The sequence below is a fragment of the Mannheimia cairinae genome, from assembly GCF_028649535.1.
Classification (GTDB): domain Bacteria; phylum Pseudomonadota; class Gammaproteobacteria; order Enterobacterales; family Pasteurellaceae; genus Mannheimia; species Mannheimia cairinae.
The window spans coordinates 106868-129811 of the sequence record NZ_JAQSJE010000002.1; the positions used below are offsets into that span (position 1 = coordinate 106868).

The following is a 22944-nucleotide window of genomic DNA, read 5'->3' on the forward strand; positions in this document are numbered from 1 at the left end:
GGTTGTGATGTCAGCTTTAAATAATCTCAAACAACATCTAATGCTTCCTCAATTTACTTTTGGGTTGATTGAAGCAGCATTTAATGCACTACTTAAACGCTCTCCACATATTGAACCGAATTTACGCAAATTAGTCGGTAAAGTGCTGAAAATTGAGCTAACTTCGCCGAAAATGGATTTTTTCATTCTGTTTAGCGAAAATAGAACTGATTGGCTTGGCAGTTATGAGGGCGAGGCAGATTGTGCGGTAACACTCGCTTTTGAAACGTTACCAAAACTGGCGGACAAGCAAAAGCTAACGGAGTTAATCAATAATAAATCGCTTGTGTTAAATGGCGATATTCAAGTGCTTCAACACTTTACAGCGTTACTCGAACAGCTTGAAAAAGACCCTGCCGAATTACTCTCGCCTTTTGTTGGCGATGTTGTAGCACAAACTTCTACCGATTTTGCGAAGAAACTATTTGGCAAAGTGAAATCGCAATTTGAACAAAATAATCAGCATTTAGTGGAAAACTTAATGCAAGAGCGACCGGTATTAGTTCATCGTTTGCAAGCGGTTAATTTTTATGACCAAGTGGAAGAACTCGCCCAACAAGCGGTTAAATTAGAGCAAAAATTTGCAAAATTAGGGATTCGCTAATGCAGTTTAAAAACACACGCCGTTTTTATCAAATTATTCACACCTTCTTACGCTATGGTATTGATGAGGCGATTCCTAATGTGCCTTTAACGCATAAAATGAAATTAGGGCGTAAAGCCCTCTTTTGGGTGCGAAATCAGCATCAAGATAAGCCTTACGGGGTTCGCTTACGTTTGGCATTGCAAGAGTTAGGGCCGGTTTGGATTAAGTTAGGGCAAATGCTTGCCACTCGCCGAGATCTGTTTTCGCCGGAACTTGCCGATCAACTGGCACTATTACAAGATAAAGTTGAGCCCTTTGACGGAAAAGTTGCCCGTCAGATTATGGAACAAGCCCTCGGTGGTTCGCTTGATACTTGGTTTGATGATTTTGATGAAAATGCGTTAGCTTCCGCCTCCATCGCTCAAGTGCATACGGCAAAATTTAATGAAAAACAACCGCTTGCAGGCAAAAATGTGGTGTTGAAAGTGATTCGCCCAGGTATTGAGCCAGTTATTAAATCGGACTTAGAGCTAATGTATAAACTGGCACATTTTATTCCGAAATTATCGCCTGATGGTAAACGCTTACGAGCCGTTGAGGTGGTGCGAGAGTACGAAAAAACCATTTTAGACGAGCTCGACTTACTAAAAGAAATGAGTAATGCGGTGCGGTTAAAAGCCAATTTTGAAAATAGCGAAATGCTCTATGTGCCTGAAATGTACCAAGATTTCTGCCGTAAAAACTTGATTGTAATGGAGCGTATTTATGGTATTCCCGTCTCCAATATTGCAGAGTTAGAAGCAAACGGCACCGATATGAAACTTTTGGCAGAACGTGGTGTGCAAGTGTTTTTTACGCAAGTGTTTAGAGACAGTTTTTTCCACGCAGATATGCACGCAGGCAATATTTTTGTCAATCGTGAACACCCAGAAAATCCACAATATATCGGCATTGACTGCGGTATTGTCGGCACCCTAAACCATAATGATAAACGCTATTTGGCGGAAAGTTTTGTTGCCTTTTTTAATCGGGATTATCGCCGTGTTGCGTTAATGCACGTGGAATCCGGCTGGACTCCTCCCGATACCGATATTGATAAATTTGAGCAAGCATTTCGAGAGGTGTGCGAGCCAATTTTTGCCAAACCACTTTCTGAAATTTCATTCGGACACGTCTTGTTAAATTTATTTAATGTTGCCAGAGAATTTAATATGGAAGTTCAGCCTCAGTTGGTATTACTGCAAAAAACTTTACTTTATATTGAAGGTTTGGGCAGACAAGTTTATCCACAGCTTGATTTATGGCAAACTGCAAAACCTTTCCTGCAAAATTGGTTAAATGAACAGGTAGGCGTAAAAGCGGTTATTCGAGATATTAAACAACGTTTACCGCAATATCGTGAGCATTTTGCAGAATTCCCAGAAGCCCTATTTAAAGCATTACAGCAGCAAAAGCAGATCAATTTTAGATTAGCGGAAATAAATGAAAGCCTAAAAGCTCAAAATTCAAGCGGTAACAGTCGTTTTATTACGCTTTTACTTTCAGCTTCTGTGATCATTGGCACATTTTGGAAATTTGAATCTTTGCCAATTTGGTTGAGTGTGCCATTATTAACATTATTTCCACTGCTATTGATTTTCACGCAGAGGAGGTAATTTTGTAGAATGGCTAGTTTTATCTTAGTGCAATTAATTTAAAGAAGACGCAAGATCAAATAAGCGGTCGTTTTTTAGGAATTTTTTGCAAAACCCCTTTTCTATATGTCAAAGTGGCATATAATAAATAACAACTTATTATTCACCCTAATTAAATTAAGAGGAGTTTTTTATGGGCGGTATTAGTATTTGGCAGCTTCTGATTGTTGTTGCAATCATCGTATTACTTTTCGGTACAAAAAAATTACGTACGTTAGGGACTGATTTAGGCGAATCAGTAAAAGGTTTTAAAAAGGCAATGGCTGATGATAAAAAAGACGCTGAGTTTGAAAAAGTTGAAGCGAAAGAAGCCATTTCTGCAGAACAAAAAGCAAAAGACAAAGAGCAGGTTTAATCCGTGTTTGATATAGGTTTTTCCGAATTATTACTAATTATGGTTGTGGGCTTAATTGTGCTTGGCCCCAAACGTATGCCGATTGCGATTCGTACCGTAATGGGCTGGGTTAGTACAATTAGAGGTTTAGCCGCAAATGTACAGAATGAGCTTGCTCAAGAGCTGAAATTACAAGAATTAAAAGATAGTATTAAAAAAGCAGAAGAGTTGAATATTAGTTCGCTCTCGCCAGAATTAAACAAAACGGTTGAAGATTTAAAAATGTCGGCAACGCAGTTACAAGATTCTTTAAATTCAGCAAAAAATGAATTTGATAATAATGCAACCAAAACAGCGTCAGTCAAAAAATTGACAGATGAAGAAGTTGCAGAAATTCAACAAAAAATTGAGCAAGAGAGCCAAGCATTAGAGGCTCAAAACTCGCAAAAAACAGAAGAAAATCAACCGCTTGAAAGTGAAAGTTTAAGCGAACAATCTGATGTGGAAACAAGCGATAACGAGCTATCTGCTGATGAGTTAGCAGAACTTGCGGAAAGCGATGAGTCGCTTTTAACGCTTGAATCTTATTACCCGCCAGATGATGATTTAGCAACACCAGCTTCTGTTGAAACAAACAAAAAATCGGAGGGGAATAGTGTCTCAAGTTGATGACTCTCAACCACTTATTACCCACTTAGTTGAGCTTCGGAATCGATTATTACGCAGTTTCGTCTGTGTATTAATTGTATTTTGTTGCTTAGTTTATTGGGCAAATGACATCTATACTTTATTGGCGACACCTTTAACGGATAACCTGCCAGCTGGGGCAACAATGATTGCAACCAATGTGGCTACACCGTTTTTTACACCAATTAAATTAACGATTGTTGTTTCGGTTTTTTTGTCTGTTCCTTTTATTCTGTATCAAATTTGGGCTTTTGTTGCTCCTGCACTTTATAAACAAGAAAAACGTTTGGTTTATCCATTATTAGTTTCAAGTACCTTGTTATTTTATTGTGGTGTAGCCTTTGCTTATTATGTGGTATTCCCTCTTGTATTTGGTTTTTTAACTAAAACAGCACCAGAAGGGGTAATGATGGCAACAGATATCAGTAGCTATCTTGATTTCGTCTTAACGATTTTTATGGCATTTGGTATTTGTTTTGAAGTGCCTGTTGCGATTGTTTTATTGTGTTGGGCAGGTGTAACAACGCCGGAAGACCTCAGAGGAAAACGTCCATATATTGTGGTAGCGGCTTTTATAATTGGTATGTTCCTGACTCCACCAGATATTTTCTCTCAAACACTTTTAGCTATTCCAATGTGCTTATTGTTTGAAGTAGGATTAATATGTGCAAGGTTTTATAAACCGAAAGATGATGAAGAACCATCAGAGCAGGCTGCACAATAGTATTATTGATGAAAAGGCATAGCACCTGTTGTTATGCCTTTATTTTTTTAGGAAATTTTATATGCAAATTATTCAATCTCAATATCCTGTACGTCGTATGCGTCGTTTACGCAAACACGATTTTAGTCGCCGATTAGTGGCAGAAAATCAACTCACTGCAAATGATTTAATCTACCCTGTTTTTGTGATTGAGGGAGAAAACCAGCGTGTAAGTGTTCCTTCAATGCCTGGTGTCGAGCGTTTGACTATCGACCAATTACTAGTTGAAGCTGCCGAATTAGTGAAATATGGTGTGCCTGCGGTTGCATTATTCCCCGTTGTAGGCGAAAGTAAAAAGTCGCTTATGGCGGAAGAAGCTTATAATCCCGAGGGGCTAGCACAACGTGCAGTTCGTGCGTTAAAAGCAGCATTTCCTGAATTAGGTGTAATTACTGATGTGGCATTAGATCCATTTACCACCCACGGGCAAGACGGCATTATCGATGAAACAGGCTACGTGTTAAATGATATTACGACAGAAGTACTGGTTAAACAGGCTCTTTCCCACGCTCAAGCAGGGGCAGATATTGTTGCACCAAGTGATATGATGGACGGACGAATTGGTGCTATTCGTGAAGTATTAGAGCAAAATGGTTTTATTAATACGCAGATTATGGCTTACTCTGCCAAATATGCCTCGAACTATTACGGCCCGTTCCGTGATGCAGTGGGTTCTGCTGGTAATCTAAAAGGTGGTAATAAATATACTTACCAAGTCGATCCAGCCAACAGTAACGAAGGTTTACACGAAGTGGCAATGGATATTCAAGAAGGTGCGGATATGGTAATGGTAAAACCAGGTATGCCATATTTGGATATGGTGTGGCGAGTGAAAGAAAATTTTGGTATTCCAACCTTTGCTTACCAAGTTTCTGGCGAATATGCGATGCATATGGCTGCGATTCAAAACGGTTGGCTTAAAGAGCGAGAGTGTATTATGGAAGGCTTACTTTGCTTTAAGCGAGCAGGAGCTGACGGTATTTTAACCTACTTTGCGAAACGAGTAGCAAAATGGTTATATGAAGATGCACAAGCGAAATAAATTGTAAAATAATCAACAAGCGGTTGTTTTTAAAAAGGAATTTGCAAAAATTTTAATAAAAACAACCGCTTGCATTATAAGTTAGATAATCAGTTTAAGTTATTTCAATAATTCGCCTTTATATTCCCCAGTTAGTGCTTCAAGGAAAGAGGTAATATCATTTAGCTCTTGATCAGATAACGTTTTACCGCTTTGATAATGTGCCATTACCCGAACGGCTTCTTTAAGATCTGTTATAGTACCATCGTGCATATATGGAGCGGTTAAGGCAATATTTCGTAGTGTTGGTACTTTGAAGCGATGCATATCTCTTGGATCTTTGGTTTGTGAATAACGACCTTGATCATCAGCAGTAATTGGCGTGCCACGTGCTTTAAAGTAGTCATCATATAATCCCATATATTCAAAGGATTGCCCGCCCATTGCAATACCAGTATGGCAAGTATCACATTTTGCATTTTGGAAACTCTCATAGCCACGTTTTTGTGCCTCAGTCATTGCATTTTCATCACCTTTTAAGTAGCGATCGAAAGCACTATTTGGTGTAATTAATGTTTTCTCAAATTCAGCAATAGCATCTGTTAAAGTTTCTTTAGTTATATTTGGATATATGCTTAAAAAACGTTGTTTGAATTCATCATCCGCTTCAAATTTAGCAATAATATCTTCCCAATTTTCAGACCCCATTTCAACAGGGTTTAGCGGAGGTCCTTCTGCTTGCGTTGCAAGTGAATCAGCACGCCCATCCCAGAATTGTAGAATATTAAAGGCAGCGTTATACACTGTTGGTGCATTAATTCCTCCCTTTTTGCCCTCAATACCTGTTGAGGTTTGTAATCTGTCTGTACCTCCCTTATCTAATTGATGGCAAGTATGGCATTCTATTGAGCCATCAGCAGAAAAGCGTCCATCAAAAAAGAGATCGTGCCCTAGTGCAACTTTTTGGGGATCGGTTGGTAAACTTTCAGGGATCGGCTGAATGAAACGTGAAGCATCCGCACCTTTAGTTTCTTTTGGTAAAAAACGTTCACGTTGAGTATGAATCCAATCTTGTAGAAGGGCTTTTTCTTCAGCATCAGGGCGGGATCCCCAATGGAGGTGAATGAAAGAAGCTATTGGCATTTCATTATTGATTAAAACTCTTTCTAATTTAGCAAGATCTACCTCAGAAAGCTTTTCAGGGTGCTTGATACCCTCTAAAACGGGATCTAATTGGAAAAAGCGATTACCTTTTTCAATATCCTTTTGCATAATGGTGCTTGCAACAGGAAATTTGGCATAAAATGGTAATTCAGCAGAGGGGGAGTGGCAGTATTGACAACCATTTTTCAATAAAACATTTGCGATCTTTTGCTGTTTTTGATCAAATTGCATTGTAGCAAGTTGTTTTTCAGCCTGTGAATGATCAAAGAAATGTAGATATCCCACAACGGAAAAAAAGCTAGCCAACCCTAAGGTAGTAGCAGAAATAAGGCATTTTTTCATTATTTTTAACTCCTATTAGGTATAAGAGGCTCTATTATTAAAGAATGGGAGATAGAATTCATTGATTAAAATCAATGGTTTTGATTTTTATTTTCTATCAATGCCATTTGCCTTTTTAATCAAATATAAATTTATTTTATGAAACAGATGAAAAAATAAGCGGTGATTTTTAGTAAAGTGTTTCCTAAAAATCACCGCTTGTGTGCAGATTTATCTTTGATATTAACGTATTAGTTTTTGGTTGCTTTAAGAATACTAGCTTCTTACACTAAATCAAACAATAAAAACTCGACATTGCTTTGTGTAGCAATTTCTAATATGGTTTCTTGGCGAATACCTAACGCATCACTAGTTGAAAGCTCAATACCATTTACCGCAAGGTTACCTTTTACCACCTGCAGCCAATAACTACGATTTGGGTTAAGCGTGATTTGTTCTGCTTTTTCTGCTGGGTATTGGTAACGCCACAATTTCATATCTTGATAGATTTTAAACGAACCTTCATCGGCATTTGGCGAAAGAATTAATGTCGCCCCTTCTTTATCTGCAAATTTATCTTGGCTATAGCGTGGTGTCACATCTTTCTGATTTGGAATAATCCAAATTTGGTAAAGATGCAGTGTTTCTTCTGAATCTGGGTTAATTTCGGAATGAAAAATCCCTGTGCCTGCAGACATAATCTGAAATTCGCCCGCCTTTACTTCCGTTTGATTGCCCATACTGTCTTGGTGTGCAACTCTGCCATTTAATACGTAAGTAAGAATTTCCATATTATCGTGCGGATGCTTTCCAAAGCCGTGGTTTGGGGCTATAAAGTCTTCATTGATTACACGTAAGTGTGAAAAATGGATATGCTTTGGGTCGTAGTAATTGGCAAATGAAAAGGTGTGATAACTTTCAAGCCAATCAAATGAACCATTCCCTCGTTCTGTTGCTTTTCTAATTTGTAACATTATTTTTCCTCGTACTATCTGTTGATTGGCTTAGTGTACTTGTTTCTGAAAAATGATAAATATTCGTTTCATAGAATAATTATTTCCTATAGGGAAATAATATAAACTTGATTTTTACGTAAAAGCTTGTAGAATTACGCCCCCTTGAGTTCCCTTACCTCAAGTTGTTTTTTTCATTAAAAAGGATACAAAATGAACTTTAACACTTACTTTGCAGATAAGAGCAAATATCGCTCACTTATCTTACTTTCACTTTTTCATATTTTTATTATTACAATCAGCAACTATTTAGTGCAGATTACATTTGAAATTAATGTCCCTTTTACTGATTGGGTTATTCCGAGTACTTGGGGAACATTAACCTTTCCATTTATTTTTCTGGCAACCGATTTAACGGTACGAGTATTCGGTGCAGAACTTGCCCGCAAAATTATTTTTGTTGTGATGTTTCCTGCATTAATCATCAGTTATCTGATTTCCGTTTTATTTTTTGAGACCCAATTTCAAGGCTTCTCTGCACTATCAGAGTTTAACTTTTTTGTGTTTCGTATCGCTTTAGCAAGCTTTAGTGGCTATGTAGTAGGGCAGTTGCTTGATGTCTTTGTATTTAACCGATTAAGACAGGGAAAACGCTGGTGGCTTGCTCCAATGTGTTCGACTATTTTTGGTACACTGATTGATACTTTTGTCTTTTTTGCAGTTGCATTCTACCAAAGCACAGACGAATATATGGCAGAGCATTGGTTTACTATTGGCTCAGTAGATTACGCATTTAAACTCTTTGTTAGTCTATTGTTATTCTTGCCACTTTATGGTGTCGTATTGAATCTGATCTTAAAGAAATTGGATTTACGATAGAAATTTAAAGCCAACGGTTTGGGGATTATGCTTAAAAAGAGTATAATCCCCATAATTTTTTTATTAAGAGAGTCGCATAATGAATAATATTCCATTAAGAAATGAAGATGAAATTCAAAAATTAAGAGAGGCTTGTAAGCTAGCTTCAGATGTATTAGTAATGATTGCTCCTTATGTGAAAGAAGGTGTCACAACAGGCGAATTGGATAAAATCTGTAACGATTATATTTTGGCAAATGGTGCAGTTTCTGCAAGTTTGGGGTATCACGGCTTTCCAAAATCAGTTTGTATCTCACTAAATGAAGTGGTTTGCCACGGTATTCCTAGCGATGATAAAAAACTGAAAAAAGGCGATATTTTAAATATTGATGTTACGGTTATTAAAGATGGTTACTTTGGCGATAACTCTATGATGTATGTGGTAGGCGAGCCAAGCGTGCGTGATAAACGCTTAATGGAAGTGACATTAGAATCGCTTTATATCGGTATTCGTACTGTCAAAGCGGGTGTTCGCTTAAAAGAAATTGGTACTGCAATTCAAAAATATGTAGAGAAAGAAGGCTTTTCGGTAGTGCGTGAATATTGTGGACACGGTATTGGTACAGAGTTCCATTGCGACCCGCAAGTTGTTCACTACGCAACAGATGATGGCGGGGTAGTGCTTAAAGAAGGAATGGTATTTACCATTGAGCCAATGGTTAATGCCGGCAAGAAAGAAGTACGTTTAATGGGCGATGGTTGGACAGTAAAAACAAAAGACCGTAGTCATTCTGCTCAATATGAGCATCAGATTGTTGTGACCAAAGAAGGTTGTGAAGTGATGACTATTCGTGATGAAGAAATTGCTGAAGGGCGAATTTCTCGCATTATGAAAAATAGTTAGAGTGAGTTAGATGCCATAAACATACACTTAATTTGCAAGTTTTTAAGTAAAAATAACCGCTTGTAAATAGCATAATGGGATTAAACGTGAGGTTTAATCCCATTTTTGTATAGAAATCGGCATATTGTTGCATAAAAATAAACGCTATATAATGCAAAATGATGCTAGTTAATAGGAAGAAAGAAAATGGAAAATCAAATTGAGCTTCAAAAAAATAAGCAACTGCTTTATGTTGCTTATATCTGCTATGTTTTAAGTACTTTTTTAGGTGGCATTCCTAGCCTTATTGGATTAATTATTGTTTATTTAAAACGTAATGAATTCCAAGGTACAATTTATTATGATCACTGTACATTCTTGATTAGAACATTCTGGATTGCCTTTATTGTTGGTATTATTGGATTATTAACTTCTTTTTTAGGTATTGGTCTTATCATTATTGCTATCGCAAGTATATGGTTTCTTGTTAGAAGTGTGGCAGGGGGGCTTAAATTACATAGTGATAGAGCAATTAACCCGACAACTTGGTTGTTATAAATCAGAAAGCATTGATAGAATCAAAAATAACCCTGCTATTGTAGTAAATAGCAGGGTTATTTCTCATATATCTAAGCCAATCATTCATCCTTAATATTGCAAAAATGTAAAAATTTTGAGAGGTAGTTCAAATTTTTGTATGTTTTCTGTTTACTTTTTTTATAAATCAGGCAAATTGAACGCAATTTAATCACATAAAAAGGGAGTGAACTATGCTTTTGAATAAAAACTTAAAAAAATTAGTTAGTACATTAACGGTTGGAGCTGCTCTGACTTTTTCTTCATTATCTGCTTTTTCAAATGAGCCGATTGTGATCAAGTTTTCACATGTAGTAGCCAATGAAACACCTAAAGGCCAAGGTGCATTGATGTTCCAAAAACTAGTGGATGAGCGTTTAAGCGGCAAAGTAAAAGTAGAGGTTTATCCTAACTCTTCACTTTATGCAGATGGCAAAGAAATGGAAGCATTACTATTAAATAATGTACAAATGCTAGCACCGTCTTTAGCTAAATTTGATAAATATACCTCAAAAATCCAGATTTTTGATTTACCGTTTTTATTTGATGACATTAAAGCGGTAGAACGTTTTGAACAAAGTGATGCTGGACAATCACTACTAAAATCAATGGAAGATAAAGGTATTACAGGCCTAGCCTATTGGAATAACGATTTAAAACAGCTATCAGCAAATAAAGAATTGCGGGAACCAAAAGATGCTCGTGGTTTAAAATTCCGAGTGCAAGCATCAGAAGTGTTAGATGCTCAATTTAAAGCGATTAGAGCGGTACCTCGTAAAATGGCATTTGGGGAGATGTATCAAGGTTTACAAACAGGCGTAGTAAATGGAGCTGAAAATCCATACTCAAATATCTATTCACAAAAAATTCACGAAGTACAAAAATTTATTACCGAATCTAATCACGGTTTACTCTCTTATATGGTTATTGTTAATACCGATTTCTGGAATAAATTACCAGAGGATGTGCGTACTGAACTGACTAAAATCTTAGATGAAGTATCTATCGAAGTGAATAAACAGTCTCACGAGCTTAATTTAGGTGATAAACAAAAAATTGTTGATTCAGGCAAATCACAAATTATTACCTTAACTGCGGAAGAACGAGAAAAGTGGCGTGAAGCAATGCGACCTGTATGGAAACAATTTGAGGCTGCAATCGGTGCTGACTTAATTAAAGCTGCCGAAGAATCTAATAAACAATAACTCTTTACTTTAGGGCGAGTTAGATTCGTCCTATTTTATTAATTTATGGGCGAAGCGTATTCGCCCCTATATTTTTTATTTATCGACTATTTGGGAGCAAAAAATGACTTCTTTAAAATGGATTTGGGAACGTTTTGAAGAGTGTTTTATAGTGATTTTATTGACAGTAATGACGTTTGTTACTTTCTCTTATGTCGTATTTAACAACCTTTATAACGTTTTCTTTGACTTAGCCGAAACACTACCATTTACGGCAAGTTTTGCTGAACCTACTGGCGAATGGGTTATGGAAGCAGCTCAATCAATGACTTGGAGTATTGCTTTAACTAAACTTTGCTTTGGGTGGCTTATCTTCTTTGGTGCATCTTACGGCGTTCGTACTGCAGGCCATATTGGTGTTGATGTTTTAGTTAAACGCTTCTCTCGTTCAGGGCAAAAAATTATTGGTATTATTGCTGTATTGGCTTCCTTGACATATGCGTTTTTAATTGCCAGAGCTAGTTATGAATGGATCGCTGCAATGTATGTGGCAGATATTGGAGCAGAAGATCTACATCAATTCCATTTAAAACAGTGGCACGTTGGGCTAATTATGCCACTTGGTTTTGGCTTAATTGGAATTCGTTTTATTGAAATTCTCGTGCGTATCTTAACTGGCAAGCAAACAGGCTTAGGATTGGCTGATGAAAGTGAAGATGCAATGAAATTGGCACAAGGAGAAGAATAATGACTATTTTTGCACTTTTCAGTTTACTCTTTTTATTTATGTTCCTTGGTGTACCTATTGCTATTTCATTAGGACTTTCAGGTGCTCTAACTATTATGCTATTTAGTCAAGACTCTGTAAGCTCACTAGCTATTAAGTTGTTTGAAACCTCAGAACATTATACGCTTTTAGCGATTCCTTTCTTCTTGCTTGCAGGTGCATTTATGACTACAGGCGGTGTAGCAAGACGCTTAATTGATTTTGCAAATGCAACGGTAGGTCATATTCGTGGTGGACTAGCGATCGCTGCTGTAATGTCTTGTATGCTATTTGCTGCACTTTCAGGCTCAAGCCCTGCAACAGTGGCAGCTGTTGGTTCTATTGCGATTGCAGGAATGGTACGTTCTGGTTATCCAGTCAGCTTTGGTACGGGGATTATCTGTAATGCTGGTACACTTGGTATTCTTATTCCACCATCTGTCGTAATGGTTGTTTATGCAGCATCAACAGAAACCTCAGTAGGTAAGCTATTTATGGCAGGGGTCGTACCAGGTACATTACTTGGTTTAGCATTGATGATTGCAATTTATATTGTAGCACGAGTAAAAAACCTTCCAGCTCAACCGAGAGCAACAGCAAAGGAATGGTTCCGAGCTGCACGTAAAGCTCTTTGGGGCTTATTGCTGATGGTAATCATCTTAGGCGGAATTTATAGTGGTATTTTTACCCCAACAGAAGCTGCTGCAGTTGCTGCTGTATATTCATTCTTTGTTGCAGTATTTATCTATAAAGATGTGAAATTACGTGATTGTCCAAAAGTATTGTTAGAGTCAGCAAAATTAAGCGTAATGTTGATGTTTATTATTGCTAATGCAATGTTATTTGCTCACGTATTAACGACCGAGCAGATTCCTCAATTAATTACAGAAACGGTAATTGAATGGAATCTACAACCTTGGACATTCCTATTAGTGGTAAATATCGTATTATTAATTGCAGGAGCTTTTATGGAGCCTTCTGCAATTATTCTGATTCTCGCACCAATCCTATTCCCAATTGCAGTACAACTTGGTATTGACCCTATCCATTTAGGGATCATTATGGTGGTGAATATGGAAATTGGTTTGATTACACCACCAATCGGCTTAAATTTATTTGTAGCATCTGCTGTATCTAAAATGCCATTAGAACAAGTTATTAAGGCAGCTCTTCCGTGGTTGCTCTTATTACTAAGCTTCTTATTATTGATTACTTATATTCCTGCTATCTCTCTAGCATTACCAAATTGGATTGGTATTAATTAATCATAAATTTATTGATTTAGAGAAGATTCCATTAATCTGCATCTTAAACGTTGAATTAAAATATTAACGAATTAAGATGCAGATTCTTTATCTTAAATTTAGGGGCTGTCCTAGATAACTAGGCTAAACTACCCTTAACTAATTGTTTTAAAATGGAAATTTGATATTTTAAGTCACTATTGTTAAAACGCCATTCACATTCCTTTAAATACAGCTCAAAATGGGCTTTCGGAATACCGTTAAACTTGCGTAAATGGCGTTTGGCTTGACTCCAAAAATTCTCAATTCCGTTAATATGATTATGTTTTTCTGCGAAGTGCGTGCTGTGATTGATGCGAAAATGGTTAAATTCACTTACATCAAGCACATCATAACTTCGGTAGAAATGGCATATAGGACAAAATAGTTGGTAAAAAGTGGCTTAATACCTTATATTACAAGGCTTTAAGCCACCTTTTTGAAAAATGAACAAAAAACTGTCCTTTTTGCCAATATTCCCTAATACAGAAATATGGCACTCAAAATAATACTCAACGTTATAAATGTTTAAGTTGTAATAAAACCTTTACGTTTAAATAAAAATTAAATGCTGAATTAATTTGGTATGATTATTCTGTTGGAAAACAGACACAACAACAATTAGCAAATAAATATCATTGTTCTCCTCGTACAATTCGCCGATATTTAGAAAAATCCCCTAAATCGTTATTAAATCCTCCTTCTCATCAATATCTTAATTTAATTATTGATACGACCTTCTTTCATCGAGATTTTGGTGTAATGGTATTCATAGATTCATTGTCTAAAAAGGTGGTTTATCATCAAATAGTTAAAACAGAGAAAGATATTTACTACAAGAAAGCCTTAAATCGTTTACGAGAAAAAGGCTATATAATTCAATCAATTACCTGTGACGGACGGAGAGGCTTGTTAAAAGATATATTAAATACGCCGACTCAAATGTGTCAATTTCATTTGGTTGCAATAGTAATGAGAGCGTTAAGAAAGAAACATCAATCTCATGCCGGTAGAGAATTAAAAACAATTATTAAAACATTAAAAACAAGTTCAAAAAATGAATTTTATTTAAAAATATATCATTGGAAAATAAAACATAAACATTTTTTAAATGAACGTTCAGATAAACCAAATGAAAAAGGGAAATATCCCTATAAACATCGAAATGTAAGAAGTGCATTAGCGAGTATCAATCGGTATTTTGATTATTTATTTACCTATGAAAAATACCCTGAGTTAAATATTGAAAAGACAACAAATAGAATAGAAGGATTATTTAAGGAATTAAAGGATAAACTACGTCCATATAGCGGTTTAACGAGAATACATAAGATATTGTTTATACAGGATTTTTTGAATAAAAAGAGTTGGTAAGAATAAACAAAAATATTCATTACCAACTGTTTTGTCCTATAGGCATATAAAATGCAAAAAGACCAACTATTTTGTCCTATATGCCCTTTTAATTTAACTACTCAACAATTATTTATTAGCTTGTGCTTTTTTCACCCAGATTGCTGAAATTGAGAATGCAACCACAAATGAAATAACCATACCAACCGCATACATTGCAAGGCTATCAGGTTTGATAGATGGAATACCTAAGAAACCAGCCGCACCTAAAGCAATCGCTTTTACGTTAAAGAATGCGATGAATGCACTTGATAAACCTGAACCAATCATCGCTGCGATGAAGGCTTGGCGGTAGCGTAAATTCACCCCGAACATTGCAGGCTCGGTAATACCTAATAATGCTGAAATACCTGATGGCACCGCTAAACCACGTACTTTTGCATCTTTCATTGCGAAAGCAACACCTAAACAGGCTGCACCTTGTGCAATATTAGACATTGCTGCGATTGGGAAGATAAATGTTCCGCCTGTGCGAGCTACTTCTGCTAATAATTGGGTTTCAACCGCAATAAAGGTTTGGTGCATACCGGTAATTACGATTGGTGCGTAGAATGTACCGAAAATTGCACCACCGATAAAGCCAAGAGAATCGTATAACCAAGTTAAACCCGCAGAGATGGCAGAACCAGCTTCACGACCGAATGGGCCAATTACAGTAAAGGCTAAGAAACCTGCGATGAATAAAGACATCATCGGAGTAACTAGGTTGTCTAAGTAAGAAGGTACGAATTTACGGAATGTTTTTTCAAGAGTTGCTAATACCCAAGCAGAAACGATAGTTGGAATTACCGTACCTTGGTAGCCTACTTTCTCAATTTCTAAACCAAATACGTTCCAGTAAGTGATTTTGCCTTCCATTAAGGTTTTTGCGTAGTTCCAGCCATCTGCAAGAGCAGGGTGAACTAATAACATACCTAATGCTGCCCCTAAGAATGGGTTTCCGCCAAATTTGCGGGTTGCAGAGAATCCTAATAAAACAGGTAAGAATACGAATGGTGCGTTTGCGATGGTGTTGATGAAATCAACTAAGTCTGAGATGCCAGGGTATCTGCTAACAACGGATTCGCCTTCCCAGAAGAAACCAACCGCTGTAAGCATTGAGTGAATACCCATTAACAAACCGCCAGCAACGATAGCTGGAATAATTGGTACAAAAATATCAGCTAAACCTTTAACTAAACGTTGTAGTAATGGTTGTTTTTCTGCACTTGCAGCTGCAACTTCAGAGGTGGACATATCACCAACTCCCATCTGTTTTTGCATTTGAGCGTGTACTTCATTTACCGTGCCTGAACCAAAAATAATTTGGTATTGGCCAGAGGTTGAAAATTGACCTTTTACCCCTTCGATATTTTCAATGCCTTCTTTATCAATTTTTGATTCATCAGCAATAGTTAAACGAAGGCGTGTTGCACAATGTGCAAGAGCGGTAATATTTTCTTTGCCGCCTAATTTGGCAATAGTTTGCTCAGCGATTTTTGCATAATTCATAGTGTTTACCTTTATTAGAATGAGATGGTTGTATTTTAACTAAAACGGTTTAGCTAAAAAAGAAAATATTTTAAAAATTATTCAAAACTGTTAACTAGATCACATTATTTTCAATTTTTTGATCTTGAATAATATTTCCGTTATCAATAGTAATGACCCGATTAAATAAAAACAGGCTTTCTTCAAATTGATGAGTCACCATTAAAAGCGTTAAATTTCGGTTCTGACAAATCTCTTTAACAAGGATTTGTAATTCTTCTCTACGCTTCGGATCTAACGCTGAAAAGGGTTCATCTAACAATAAAATCGGCTTATCTCTTAATAGTGTTCTAGCAAGGGCAACTCGTTGTTTTTGCCCTCCAGAAAGTTGATCGGTTCGGCGGTGTAGAAATTCGGCAATCCCCATTTGTTCAGAAATTTCTTTGATTTGTACTTTTTGTGTAGCGTTCAGCGATAAACTTGGTGTTAATGCTAAACCAATATTTTGCTCAACCGTTAAGTGAGGAAAGACATTGTTATCCTGAAATAGCATTGAAACCGGTCGTTTGGCAATTTCTGTGGCATAGTGGTTTTCGCCATTTAAAAATAGTGAGCCGTTTTCAGCTTTTTCAAAGCCAGCAATTAGGTTAAGCAAGGTACTTTTTCCTGCACCACTCTCTCCAATAATCGCTATTCTTTCCCCTTTTTTAGCGGATAATTGAAAATGCATCTGCATTTGTTCGTAGGTAAATTCTAAGTCAAGCTCTATCATATTTTATCCTTTATACATAAAAAGGGGAGAAGTGAAGTAAACATTAGTACCAATGCAGTAACGGCTGCATCTTCAGTGCGGTAACTGCCTAGTTGTTGGTAAAGTAAGTAAGGTAAAGAGGTAAAATCAGCATTACCAAAAAAGGCGATAACAGTAAAACTCCCTAGACTAGAAGACATCGCAAGGGCAAAGGTACTTGCAAGCGGTCGAATTAGATAGTTTTTTTCCACAATCCACCAACCTTTTATTCCTTTTAGATTTAGGCTTTGAGCTAATTTATAATGAGATGTGAAGCTATTCCACATTGCAGAGAATAACATTGGATAAATAAAAGGTAGTAGCGTTAAACCATTACAAATACCAACCAAAATAAGTAGCTGAACTGCCGAAGTATCACTGTTCATTAGTAAAATAAATAAACCGACAGATAATAAAAAAATGGGGAGTAATAGCGGATAAATTGCGACACTACTTAATACGCTATGTAAAATTTTGGCTTTTTTATGTAGCTGTTGGCGAGTTTCTAAAGCAATAAGATAACTGATACTAACGACAAAAACAGAGGCAATTAAACTTAATAATAAGGAGAATTGAATAGCTTGCCAGAGTAAAGGATTGAGTAAACGATCACTCAATTTTGAAACACTAATACCGCTCCAAACCACACTTGCAAGCGGTAGAATAATGGTAAAACTTTGCAAAAAAATAACCGCTTGTAATAGATATTTATTAAAGCCTGTGGGTGTAGGTTTCCAAATATCAATTCTGTTTGGAATTTGCTTAAATTGCTTGAGAGATTGAGTGGAGATAATGCTCATTATTACTTGTAAGCAAATACCCACTAAAAATTGGACTGCAATTAGAATAATGGCTTTTGCAAAATCAAATTCAAAAGTAACCGCTTGGAAGATGGCAACTTCCAACGTGCTATATTTAGGGCTACCACCTAACATTAATACGATAGGGAAGCTAGTAAAGCACACTAAAAACACCGTCATAAACAGATAAGGTAAGAGCGTTTTAATTGTTGGCATCTCTACAATTTTAATATATTGCCAGCCTGCTAAATTAAGTTGTGCAGCAAGTTGATATTGGCTACTTGGAATTAGCTTAAGCCCATTGACATAATATTTCATTACCAATGGAATATTAAATAAACAGTGGGCAATAAGAATACCTTGTAAACCATATAAATTAAATTGCCATTCCCAACCTAATTGCTGAAATAGTTGAGCTAACCAACCCGCATTACCAAATACCTCGATTACCGCAAAAATAATGACAAGTGAAGGCAACGCCCAAACAAAAGAGATGATTTTATAGAGTAAATCTTTACCTTTGAATTCTAAATAGAAAAACGATCTTGCTAGTAAGCAGCCTAATAAAAGTGAAATTGAAGCGGAGAGTGTGGCTTGAAGTAGGCTATAACTGATAATTTTTAGTACATCGCTAAATGAAATAAAAGTACTATTTTCGTGAAACCCAACTAATGCCCACAAGCTGAAAGCATATAAAGCAATAATGCCGAAGTAAATAAACCAAGCAGTTGTTTTAGTTAATGCTCTTAGCATTATTATTGCTCCAAATGTAGATAAAATAAGGTTAGGAAATTATTGTAACATTTCAATTTAGCAATGTGCTAAAATCTTGACCTTTAACAAAGGATTTTTACACTTGTTTGTTTATTAGACAATAATAGGTGCTGAGTTAGCAAGTTTTTGTGCTTTTTAGCGTGTATTTAGGTTAAATTTGTAGTAAAGTTGCAAACTACTGAATGATTGATTAAACCAAATTTTTTAACTTTCAATATTAAGAGGAATATTTTATGTACTCAAAAGACGTTGTTATTACTGCTCCAAATGGTTTACATACTCGCCCTGCAGCTGAGTTTGTTAAGGCAGCAAAAGGGTTTGCTTCTGACATCACTGTTACTTCAGGTGGCAAGGGTTCAAGTGCAAAAAGCTTATTCAAATTACAAACATTAGGTTTAACTCAAGGCACAACAATTACCATTTCTGCAGAAGGTGAAGACGAGCAAAAAGCCGTTGATTTTTTAGTGGATTTAATCCCTACTTTAGAATAATTTTTTGATTATTGAATCAATATTTATGTAACTTTATCGTGGTTGCCTGCGATAAAGCTTTTGCTATGCAACATCTAGATAGTCTTAATACTATCTTAGAATAAGGACACAATTATGATTACAGGTATCGCAGCTTCTCCAGGTGCAGTATTTGGTAAAGCTTTAGTTTTAAAAGAAGAACCAATTATACTGAACACTCGTAAAATTACTTCAGATGAAGTAGAAGCAGAAAAAGCAAAATTCTTTGACGGCCGTGCTAAAGCAGCTACACAATTAACAGCAATTAAAGAAAAAGCACGTCGCACATTAGGCGAAGAAAAAGAAGCTATTTTCGAAGGTCATTTAATGATCTTAGAAGATGAAGAGCTTGAAGAAGAAATTTTAGGCTATATTGCCGATAACCTTGTAACAGCAGATGTTGCAGCGAGTAAAGTAATTGAAATGCAAGCCTCAATGCTTGCAGAAATTGATGATGAATATTTAAAAGAGCGTGCAGGCGATATTCGTGATATCGGTAATCGTTTAGTGCGTAATATTTTAAATATGCATATTGTGGATTTAGGCGATATTCAAGAAGAAGTGATCTTAGTCGCTTACGATCTAACCCCTTCTGAAACAGCACAATTAAACCTTGATAAAGTATTAGGTTTTGTAACTGATATTGGTGGTCGTACATCGCACACCTCTATTATGGCTCGTTCACTAGAGCTTCCTGCGATTGTTGGTACTAACAATGTAACCTCTTTAGTTAAAACGGGCGATATGCTTATTTTAGATGCAGTAAATAACGAGGTACACTTAAATCCTTCTGAGCAAGAAATTGCAGAATTTAAAGCGTTACAAGACAAGCTTAATGCAGAAAAAGCAGAACTTGCCAAATTAAAAGATCTGCCAGCTCAAACTTTAGACGGTCATAAAGTTGATGTAGCTGGGAATATCGGGACTATCCGTGATATTGACGGTGTATTACGCAACGGTGGCGAGGCAGTTGGTTTATACCGTACCGAATTCTTATTTATGGATCGTAGCCAATTACCAGGCGAAGAAGAGCAGTTCCAAGCTTATAAAGAAATTGTAGAAGCGATGGGCGATAAAATGGTTATTCTTCGTACTATGGATATCGGTGGCGATAAAGAATTACCTTATTTAGATTTACCAAAAGAGATGAACCCATTCTTAGGCTGGCGTGCAGTGCGTATCGGTTTTACTCGTCGTGAAATTTTAGATACTCAATTACGTGCGGTATTGCGTGCATCAGCATTTGGTAACCTAGCGGTAATGTTCCCGATGATTATTTCTGTTGAAGAGATTCGTTTATTAAAATCTATCGTTGAAGAATTAAAAGAACAATTACGTGCAGAAGGCCACGCATTTGATGAAAACCTTAAATTAGGTATTATGGTCGAAACTCCATCGGCTGCGGTAAATGCTCGCCATTTAGCGAAAGAAGCAGACTTCTTTAGTATTGGTACTAATGACTTAACGCAATATACGTTAGCTGTTGATCGTGGTAATGAAATTATTGCACATCTATATAACCCGTTAAGCCCATCAGTGTTGAATTTAATCAAGCAAGTTATTGATGCTTCGCACGCAGAAGGTAAATGGACTGGAATGTGTGGTGAGCTTGCTGGCGATGTACGTGCAACGGCATTATTGTTAGGTATGGGATTAGATGAATTCAGTATGAGCGGTATTTCTGTTCCTCACGTGAAAAAATTAATTCGTTCAGTGAACTTTGCAGATGCTAAATCTTTAGCTGAGGAAGCACTTGCACAACCAACAGCTGCGGATGTTGAGCGTTTAGTTGATGAATTTTATCAAAAATTAAGCTAATTCAAATTATTTAGCATACAAAATCAAAATTCTCGTATAGAATATACGAGAATTTTGTATCTAATATCTTGAGGGAGATTTTAATATGGGTTTATTTGATAAATTATTTGGCTCAAAACAAAAAGCAAGCAAAGAAATTCAAATCTATTCGCCATTATCAGGCGAGATTGTAAATATTGAAGATGTACCAGATGTTGTTTTTTCTGAAAAAATCGTAGGTGATGGCGTAGCTATTCGCCCAGCTGGCGATACTATCGTTTCACCAGTAAATGGTACCATTGGTAAAATTTTTGAAACTAACCACGCATTCTCTATTGAATCTGAAGATGGTGTAGAATTATTCGTACACTTTGGCATTGATACCGTTGAGTTAAAAGGTGAAGGTTTCTCTCGTGTTGCACAAGAAGGACAAACTGTAAAAGCGGGCGATCCTATCATTAAATTCGATTTAGCATTACTTGAAGGAAAAGCTAAATCAGTATTAACACCAATCGTCATTTCTAATATGGATGAAATCAACAACTTAACGAAGAAAAGTGGTTCAGTTGTTGCAGGTGAAAGTGTTGTTTTAACATTAACTAAATAATAGAACGTTATTGCTAAAGCCACGGTATCAAATATCGTGGCTTTTTTGTTTGCTCTTTTTGAGCAATATCAGCTTTATGAAGATTATTTATAGATAAAAAATAGACAACAAGGTAGAATATGCCACAAATTTTGCGTAAAGAGTTTATTTTTATTTAAAATAATAAATTGCTTTACGCTTTTCTTTTCTAATTATTAAGATATTTATTATTTTTTGAAGACTATGGCTAAATTACATATTACTACTTGGGGCTGTCAAATGAATGAGTATGACTCATCAAAAATGGCAGATCTTCTTAATTCTACTCACGGTTTTGAGCTAACCGAAAACCCAGAAGATGCAGATGTTTTACTGTTAAACACTTGTTCTATCCGTGAAAAAGCACAGGAAAAAGTATTTTCACAGCTTGGACGTTGGAAAAACTGGAAGAAAACCAAACCTGAATTGATTATTGGGGTGGGCGGTTGTGTAGCTTCACAAGAAGGTGAGCATATTCGTGAGCGTGCACCTTTTGTTGATATTGTGTTTGGGCCACAAACGTTGCACCGCTTACCAGAAATGATTAATCAGATTCGTGGCGGTAAAAGCTCGATTGTTGATATTTCATTCCCAGAAATTGAAAAATTTGACCGCTTGCCAGAGCCTCGTGCGGAAGGCCCGACTGCCTTCGTTTCGATTATGGAAGGTTGTAATAAATACTGCTCATTCTGTGTGGTGCCTTACACCCGTGGCGAAGAAGTTTCTCGCCCTGTAGATGATGTGCTATTTGAAATTGCACAATTAGCCGCACAAGGTGTGCGTGAAGTAAATTTATTAGGTCAGAACGTAAATGCTTATCGTGGTGAAACCTTCGATGGCGGTATTTGCACCTTTGCAGAATTATTACGTTTAGTGGCAGCGATTGACGGTATTGACCGCCTACGTTATACCACAAGCCACCCGATTGAATTTAGCGATGATATTGTTGAAGTTTATCGTGATACTCCTGAATTAGTAAGTTTCTTACATTTACCAATCCAGAGTGGTTCCGACCGTGTTTTAACGATGATGAAGCGTAACCACACGGCATTAGAATATAAAGCGATTATCCGCAAACTGCGTGAAGTTCGCCCTGAAATTCAAATTAGCTCTGACTTTATTGTCGGCTTCCCGGGCGAAACTGCGGAAGATTTTGAACAAACAATGAAGATTATCGAGCAAGTGAATTTTGATATGAGCTTTAGCTTTATCTACTCCGCTCGCCCGGGTACCCCAGCTGCGGACTTGCCTGATGATGTAACGGAAGATGAAAAAAAAGAGCGTCTATCTCGCCTGCAACAACGCATTAACCACCAAGCAATGCAGTTTAGCCGTGCGATGTTAGGCACTGAACAGCGTATTCTTGTTGAAGGCCCATCGAAAAAAGATTTAATGGAATTAACCGGTCGTACTGAAACTAACCGTGTTGTGAACTTTGTTGGCACACCAGATATGATCGGTAAATTTGTGGACGTAAAAATTACCGATGTTTACACCAACTCACTAAGAGGCGAGGTAATTCGTACCGAAGATGAAATGGGCTTAAGAGTGGTGGAATCGGCAGAAAGTGTGATTGCTCGTACTCGTAAAGAAGATGAACTAGGCGTAGGCAAATACGTCGTAAATCTGTAAAAAAAACGTAAAAATAACCGCT

General features: G+C 36.7%; 23 protein-coding genes and 1 pseudogene. 18 read left to right on the forward strand and 6 right to left on the reverse strand.

Translation table 11 applies throughout. From position 1 onward, the window contains the following. The first annotated feature begins 7 nt into the window (after nt 1-7). The 6 genes from PTQ27_RS02680 to hemB all read left to right on the forward strand — a co-directional run bounded on the left by PTQ27_RS02680 (nt 8) and on the right by hemB (nt 5145). On the forward strand, nt 8-643 hold the full coding sequence (locus PTQ27_RS02680) for a ubiquinone biosynthesis accessory factor UbiJ (protein WP_273749595.1): 636 nt from the start codon (nt 8-10) through the stop codon (nt 641-643). Further along, nucleotides 643-2280, forward strand: coding sequence for a ubiquinone biosynthesis regulatory protein kinase UbiB (gene ubiB, locus PTQ27_RS02685; protein ID WP_273749593.1), 1638 nt, complete (start codon nt 643-645; stop codon nt 2278-2280). The genes PTQ27_RS02680 and ubiB overlap by 1 nt, the downstream gene beginning before the upstream one ends. Nucleotides 2281-2452: 172 nt before the next feature. Further along, entirely contained in the window at nt 2453-2674 is a 222-nt protein-coding gene (tatA, locus tag PTQ27_RS02690; protein WP_273749592.1) for a Sec-independent protein translocase subunit TatA, read from the forward strand. 3 nt (nt 2675-2677) lie between these two features. Next, on the forward strand, nt 2678-3322 hold the full coding sequence (tatB, locus tag PTQ27_RS02695) for a Sec-independent protein translocase protein TatB (RefSeq protein WP_273749590.1): 645 nt from the start codon (nt 2678-2680) through the stop codon (nt 3320-3322). Then, on the forward strand, nt 3309-4064 hold the full coding sequence (gene tatC, locus PTQ27_RS02700) for a twin-arginine translocase subunit TatC (protein WP_273749588.1): 756 nt from the start codon (nt 3309-3311) through the stop codon (nt 4062-4064). The genes tatB and tatC overlap by 14 nt, the downstream gene beginning before the upstream one ends. A 61-nt stretch (nt 4065-4125) precedes the next feature. Beyond that, on the forward strand, nt 4126-5145 hold the full coding sequence (gene hemB / locus PTQ27_RS02705; protein ID WP_273749587.1) for a porphobilinogen synthase: 1020 nt from the start codon (nt 4126-4128) through the stop codon (nt 5143-5145). Between the two features lie 99 nt (nt 5146-5244). Here the strand turns inward: hemB and PTQ27_RS02710 are convergent, their stop codons facing one another. After that, nucleotides 5245-6630: a cytochrome-c peroxidase gene (locus PTQ27_RS02710; RefSeq protein WP_273749586.1), complete on the reverse strand. Its 1386-nt coding sequence runs from the start codon at nt 6628-6630 to the stop codon at nt 5245-5247. A 263-nt stretch (nt 6631-6893) separates the two neighbouring features. Then, nucleotides 6894-7583 carry a pirin family protein gene (locus PTQ27_RS02715; RefSeq protein ID WP_273749585.1) on the reverse strand — a complete coding sequence of 230 codons (690 nt, stop codon included), beginning with the start codon at nt 7581-7583 and terminating at the stop codon, nt 6894-6896. Nucleotides 7584-7775: 192 nt separating this feature from the next. On the opposite strand from PTQ27_RS02715, the gene PTQ27_RS02720 reads away from it, so the two are divergent. The 6 genes from PTQ27_RS02720 to dctM all read left to right on the forward strand — a co-directional run bounded on the left by PTQ27_RS02720 (nt 7776) and on the right by dctM (nt 13094). Then, the gene (locus tag PTQ27_RS02720; protein ID WP_273749584.1) at nt 7776-8441 is read left to right on the forward strand and encodes a 7-cyano-7-deazaguanine/7-aminomethyl-7-deazaguanine transporter; all 666 of its coding nucleotides are present in this window, start codon (nt 7776-7778) and stop codon (nt 8439-8441) included. Between the two features lie 79 nt (nt 8442-8520). After that, entirely contained in the window at nt 8521-9324 is an 804-nt protein-coding gene (map, locus tag PTQ27_RS02725; RefSeq protein ID WP_273749583.1) for a type I methionyl aminopeptidase, read from the forward strand. Nucleotides 9325-9510: 186 nt separating this feature from the next. Next, complete coding sequence (locus PTQ27_RS02730; RefSeq protein ID WP_273749582.1) at nt 9511-9861, forward strand: DUF4870 family protein; 351 nt, start codon at nt 9511-9513, stop codon at nt 9859-9861. Between the two features lie 212 nt (nt 9862-10073). Next, complete coding sequence (locus tag PTQ27_RS02735; RefSeq protein WP_273749580.1) at nt 10074-11084, forward strand: TRAP transporter substrate-binding protein; 1011 nt, start codon at nt 10074-10076, stop codon at nt 11082-11084. Between the two features lie 103 nt (nt 11085-11187). After that, nucleotides 11188-11811: a TRAP transporter small permease gene (locus PTQ27_RS02740; protein ID WP_273749579.1), complete on the forward strand. Its 624-nt coding sequence runs from the start codon at nt 11188-11190 to the stop codon at nt 11809-11811. Further along, a complete protein-coding gene (dctM, locus tag PTQ27_RS02745) occupies nt 11811-13094 on the forward strand; it encodes a C4-dicarboxylate TRAP transporter large permease protein DctM (protein WP_273749577.1) in 1284 nt (427 codons plus the stop codon). The genes PTQ27_RS02740 and dctM overlap by 1 nt, the downstream gene beginning before the upstream one ends. 118 nt (nt 13095-13212) lie before the next feature. Here the strand turns inward: dctM and PTQ27_RS02750 are convergent. Beyond that, a pseudogene (locus PTQ27_RS02750) lies at nt 13213-13479 on the reverse strand (transposase); the annotation flags it as partial. A gap of 116 nt (nt 13480-13595) precedes the next feature. Here PTQ27_RS02750 and PTQ27_RS11560 point away from each other — a divergent pair. After that, on the forward strand, nt 13596-13673 hold the full coding sequence (locus PTQ27_RS11560; RefSeq protein WP_434802823.1) for a transposase-like zinc-binding domain-containing protein: 78 nt from the start codon (nt 13596-13598) through the stop codon (nt 13671-13673). 18 nt (nt 13674-13691) lie between these two features. Beyond that, the gene (locus tag PTQ27_RS02755; RefSeq protein ID WP_353617060.1) at nt 13692-14486 is read left to right on the forward strand and encodes an IS256 family transposase, variant Zn-binding type; all 795 of its coding nucleotides are present in this window, start codon (nt 13692-13694) and stop codon (nt 14484-14486) included. A gap of 108 nt (nt 14487-14594) precedes the next feature. Here PTQ27_RS02755 and PTQ27_RS02760 read toward each other — a convergent pair whose 3' ends face one another. The 3 genes from PTQ27_RS02760 to PTQ27_RS02770 form a co-directional block, all read right to left on the reverse strand. Beyond that, nucleotides 14595-16016: a sucrose-specific PTS transporter subunit IIBC gene (locus PTQ27_RS02760; RefSeq protein WP_273749575.1), complete on the reverse strand. Its 1422-nt coding sequence runs from the start codon at nt 16014-16016 to the stop codon at nt 14595-14597. A 94-nt stretch (nt 16017-16110) separates the two neighbouring features. Then, nucleotides 16111-16767, reverse strand: a complete 657-nt coding sequence (thiQ, locus tag PTQ27_RS02765) for a thiamine ABC transporter ATP-binding protein (protein ID WP_273749573.1) — start codon at nt 16765-16767, stop codon at nt 16111-16113. Next, nucleotides 16764-18338, reverse strand: coding sequence for a thiamine/thiamine pyrophosphate ABC transporter permease ThiP (locus PTQ27_RS02770; RefSeq protein ID WP_273749572.1), 1575 nt, complete (start codon nt 18336-18338; stop codon nt 16764-16766). The genes thiQ and PTQ27_RS02770 overlap by 4 nt, the downstream gene beginning before the upstream one ends. Nucleotides 18339-18592: 254 nt before the next feature. Here PTQ27_RS02770 and PTQ27_RS02775 point away from each other — a divergent pair, with 254 nt between their 5' ends. The 4 genes from PTQ27_RS02775 (at nt 18593) to miaB (ending at nt 22922) form a co-directional block, all read left to right on the forward strand. Next, a complete protein-coding gene (locus PTQ27_RS02775; protein WP_273749571.1) occupies nt 18593-18850 on the forward strand; it encodes an HPr family phosphocarrier protein in 258 nt (85 codons plus the stop codon). A 114-nt stretch (nt 18851-18964) separates the two neighbouring features. Then, nucleotides 18965-20686, forward strand: a complete 1722-nt coding sequence (ptsI, locus tag PTQ27_RS02780) for a phosphoenolpyruvate-protein phosphotransferase PtsI (RefSeq protein WP_273749570.1) — start codon at nt 18965-18967, stop codon at nt 20684-20686. Nucleotides 20687-20771: 85 nt separating this feature from the next. Next, a complete protein-coding gene (gene crr / locus PTQ27_RS02785) occupies nt 20772-21272 on the forward strand; it encodes a PTS glucose transporter subunit IIA (protein ID WP_273749569.1) in 501 nt (166 codons plus the stop codon). A 222-nt stretch (nt 21273-21494) separates the two neighbouring features. Then, a complete protein-coding gene (gene miaB, locus PTQ27_RS02790; RefSeq protein WP_273749568.1) occupies nt 21495-22922 on the forward strand; it encodes a tRNA (N6-isopentenyl adenosine(37)-C2)-methylthiotransferase MiaB in 1428 nt (475 codons plus the stop codon). Nucleotides 22923-22944 lie beyond the last annotated feature (22 nt).

Coding starts and splice junctions, on each gene's coding strand:
- PTQ27_RS02680 (WP_273749595.1), top strand. CDS start 8: ATGTCAGCTTTAAATAATCTCAAACAACATCTAATGCTTCCTCAATTT.
- ubiB (WP_273749593.1), top strand. CDS start 643: ATGCAGTTTAAAAACACACGCCGTTTTTATCAAATTATTCACACCTTC.
- tatA (WP_273749592.1), top strand. CDS start 2,453: ATGGGCGGTATTAGTATTTGGCAGCTTCTGATTGTTGTTGCAATCATC.
- hemB (WP_273749587.1), top strand. CDS start 4,126: ATGCAAATTATTCAATCTCAATATCCTGTACGTCGTATGCGTCGTTTA.
- PTQ27_RS02710 (WP_273749586.1), bottom strand. CDS start 6,630: ATGAAAAAATGCCTTATTTCTGCTACTACCTTAGGGTTGGCTAGCTTT.
- PTQ27_RS02715 (WP_273749585.1), bottom strand. CDS start 7,583: ATGTTACAAATTAGAAAAGCAACAGAACGAGGGAATGGTTCATTTGAT.
- PTQ27_RS02720 (WP_273749584.1), top strand. CDS start 7,776: ATGAACTTTAACACTTACTTTGCAGATAAGAGCAAATATCGCTCACTT.
- map (WP_273749583.1), top strand. CDS start 8,521: ATGAATAATATTCCATTAAGAAATGAAGATGAAATTCAAAAATTAAGA.
- PTQ27_RS02730 (WP_273749582.1), top strand. CDS start 9,511: ATGGAAAATCAAATTGAGCTTCAAAAAAATAAGCAACTGCTTTATGTT.
- PTQ27_RS02735 (WP_273749580.1), top strand. CDS start 10,074: ATGCTTTTGAATAAAAACTTAAAAAAATTAGTTAGTACATTAACGGTT.
- PTQ27_RS02740 (WP_273749579.1), top strand. CDS start 11,188: ATGACTTCTTTAAAATGGATTTGGGAACGTTTTGAAGAGTGTTTTATA.
- dctM (WP_273749577.1), top strand. CDS start 11,811: ATGACTATTTTTGCACTTTTCAGTTTACTCTTTTTATTTATGTTCCTT.
- PTQ27_RS02760 (WP_273749575.1), bottom strand. CDS start 16,016: ATGAATTATGCAAAAATCGCTGAGCAAACTATTGCCAAATTAGGCGGC.
- thiQ (WP_273749573.1), bottom strand. CDS start 16,767: ATGATAGAGCTTGACTTAGAATTTACCTACGAACAAATGCAGATGCAT.
- PTQ27_RS02770 (WP_273749572.1), bottom strand. CDS start 18,338: ATGCTAAGAGCATTAACTAAAACAACTGCTTGGTTTATTTACTTCGGC.
- PTQ27_RS02775 (WP_273749571.1), top strand. CDS start 18,593: ATGTACTCAAAAGACGTTGTTATTACTGCTCCAAATGGTTTACATACT.
- ptsI (WP_273749570.1), top strand. CDS start 18,965: ATGATTACAGGTATCGCAGCTTCTCCAGGTGCAGTATTTGGTAAAGCT.
- crr (WP_273749569.1), top strand. CDS start 20,772: ATGGGTTTATTTGATAAATTATTTGGCTCAAAACAAAAAGCAAGCAAA.
- miaB (WP_273749568.1), top strand. CDS start 21,495: ATGGCTAAATTACATATTACTACTTGGGGCTGTCAAATGAATGAGTAT.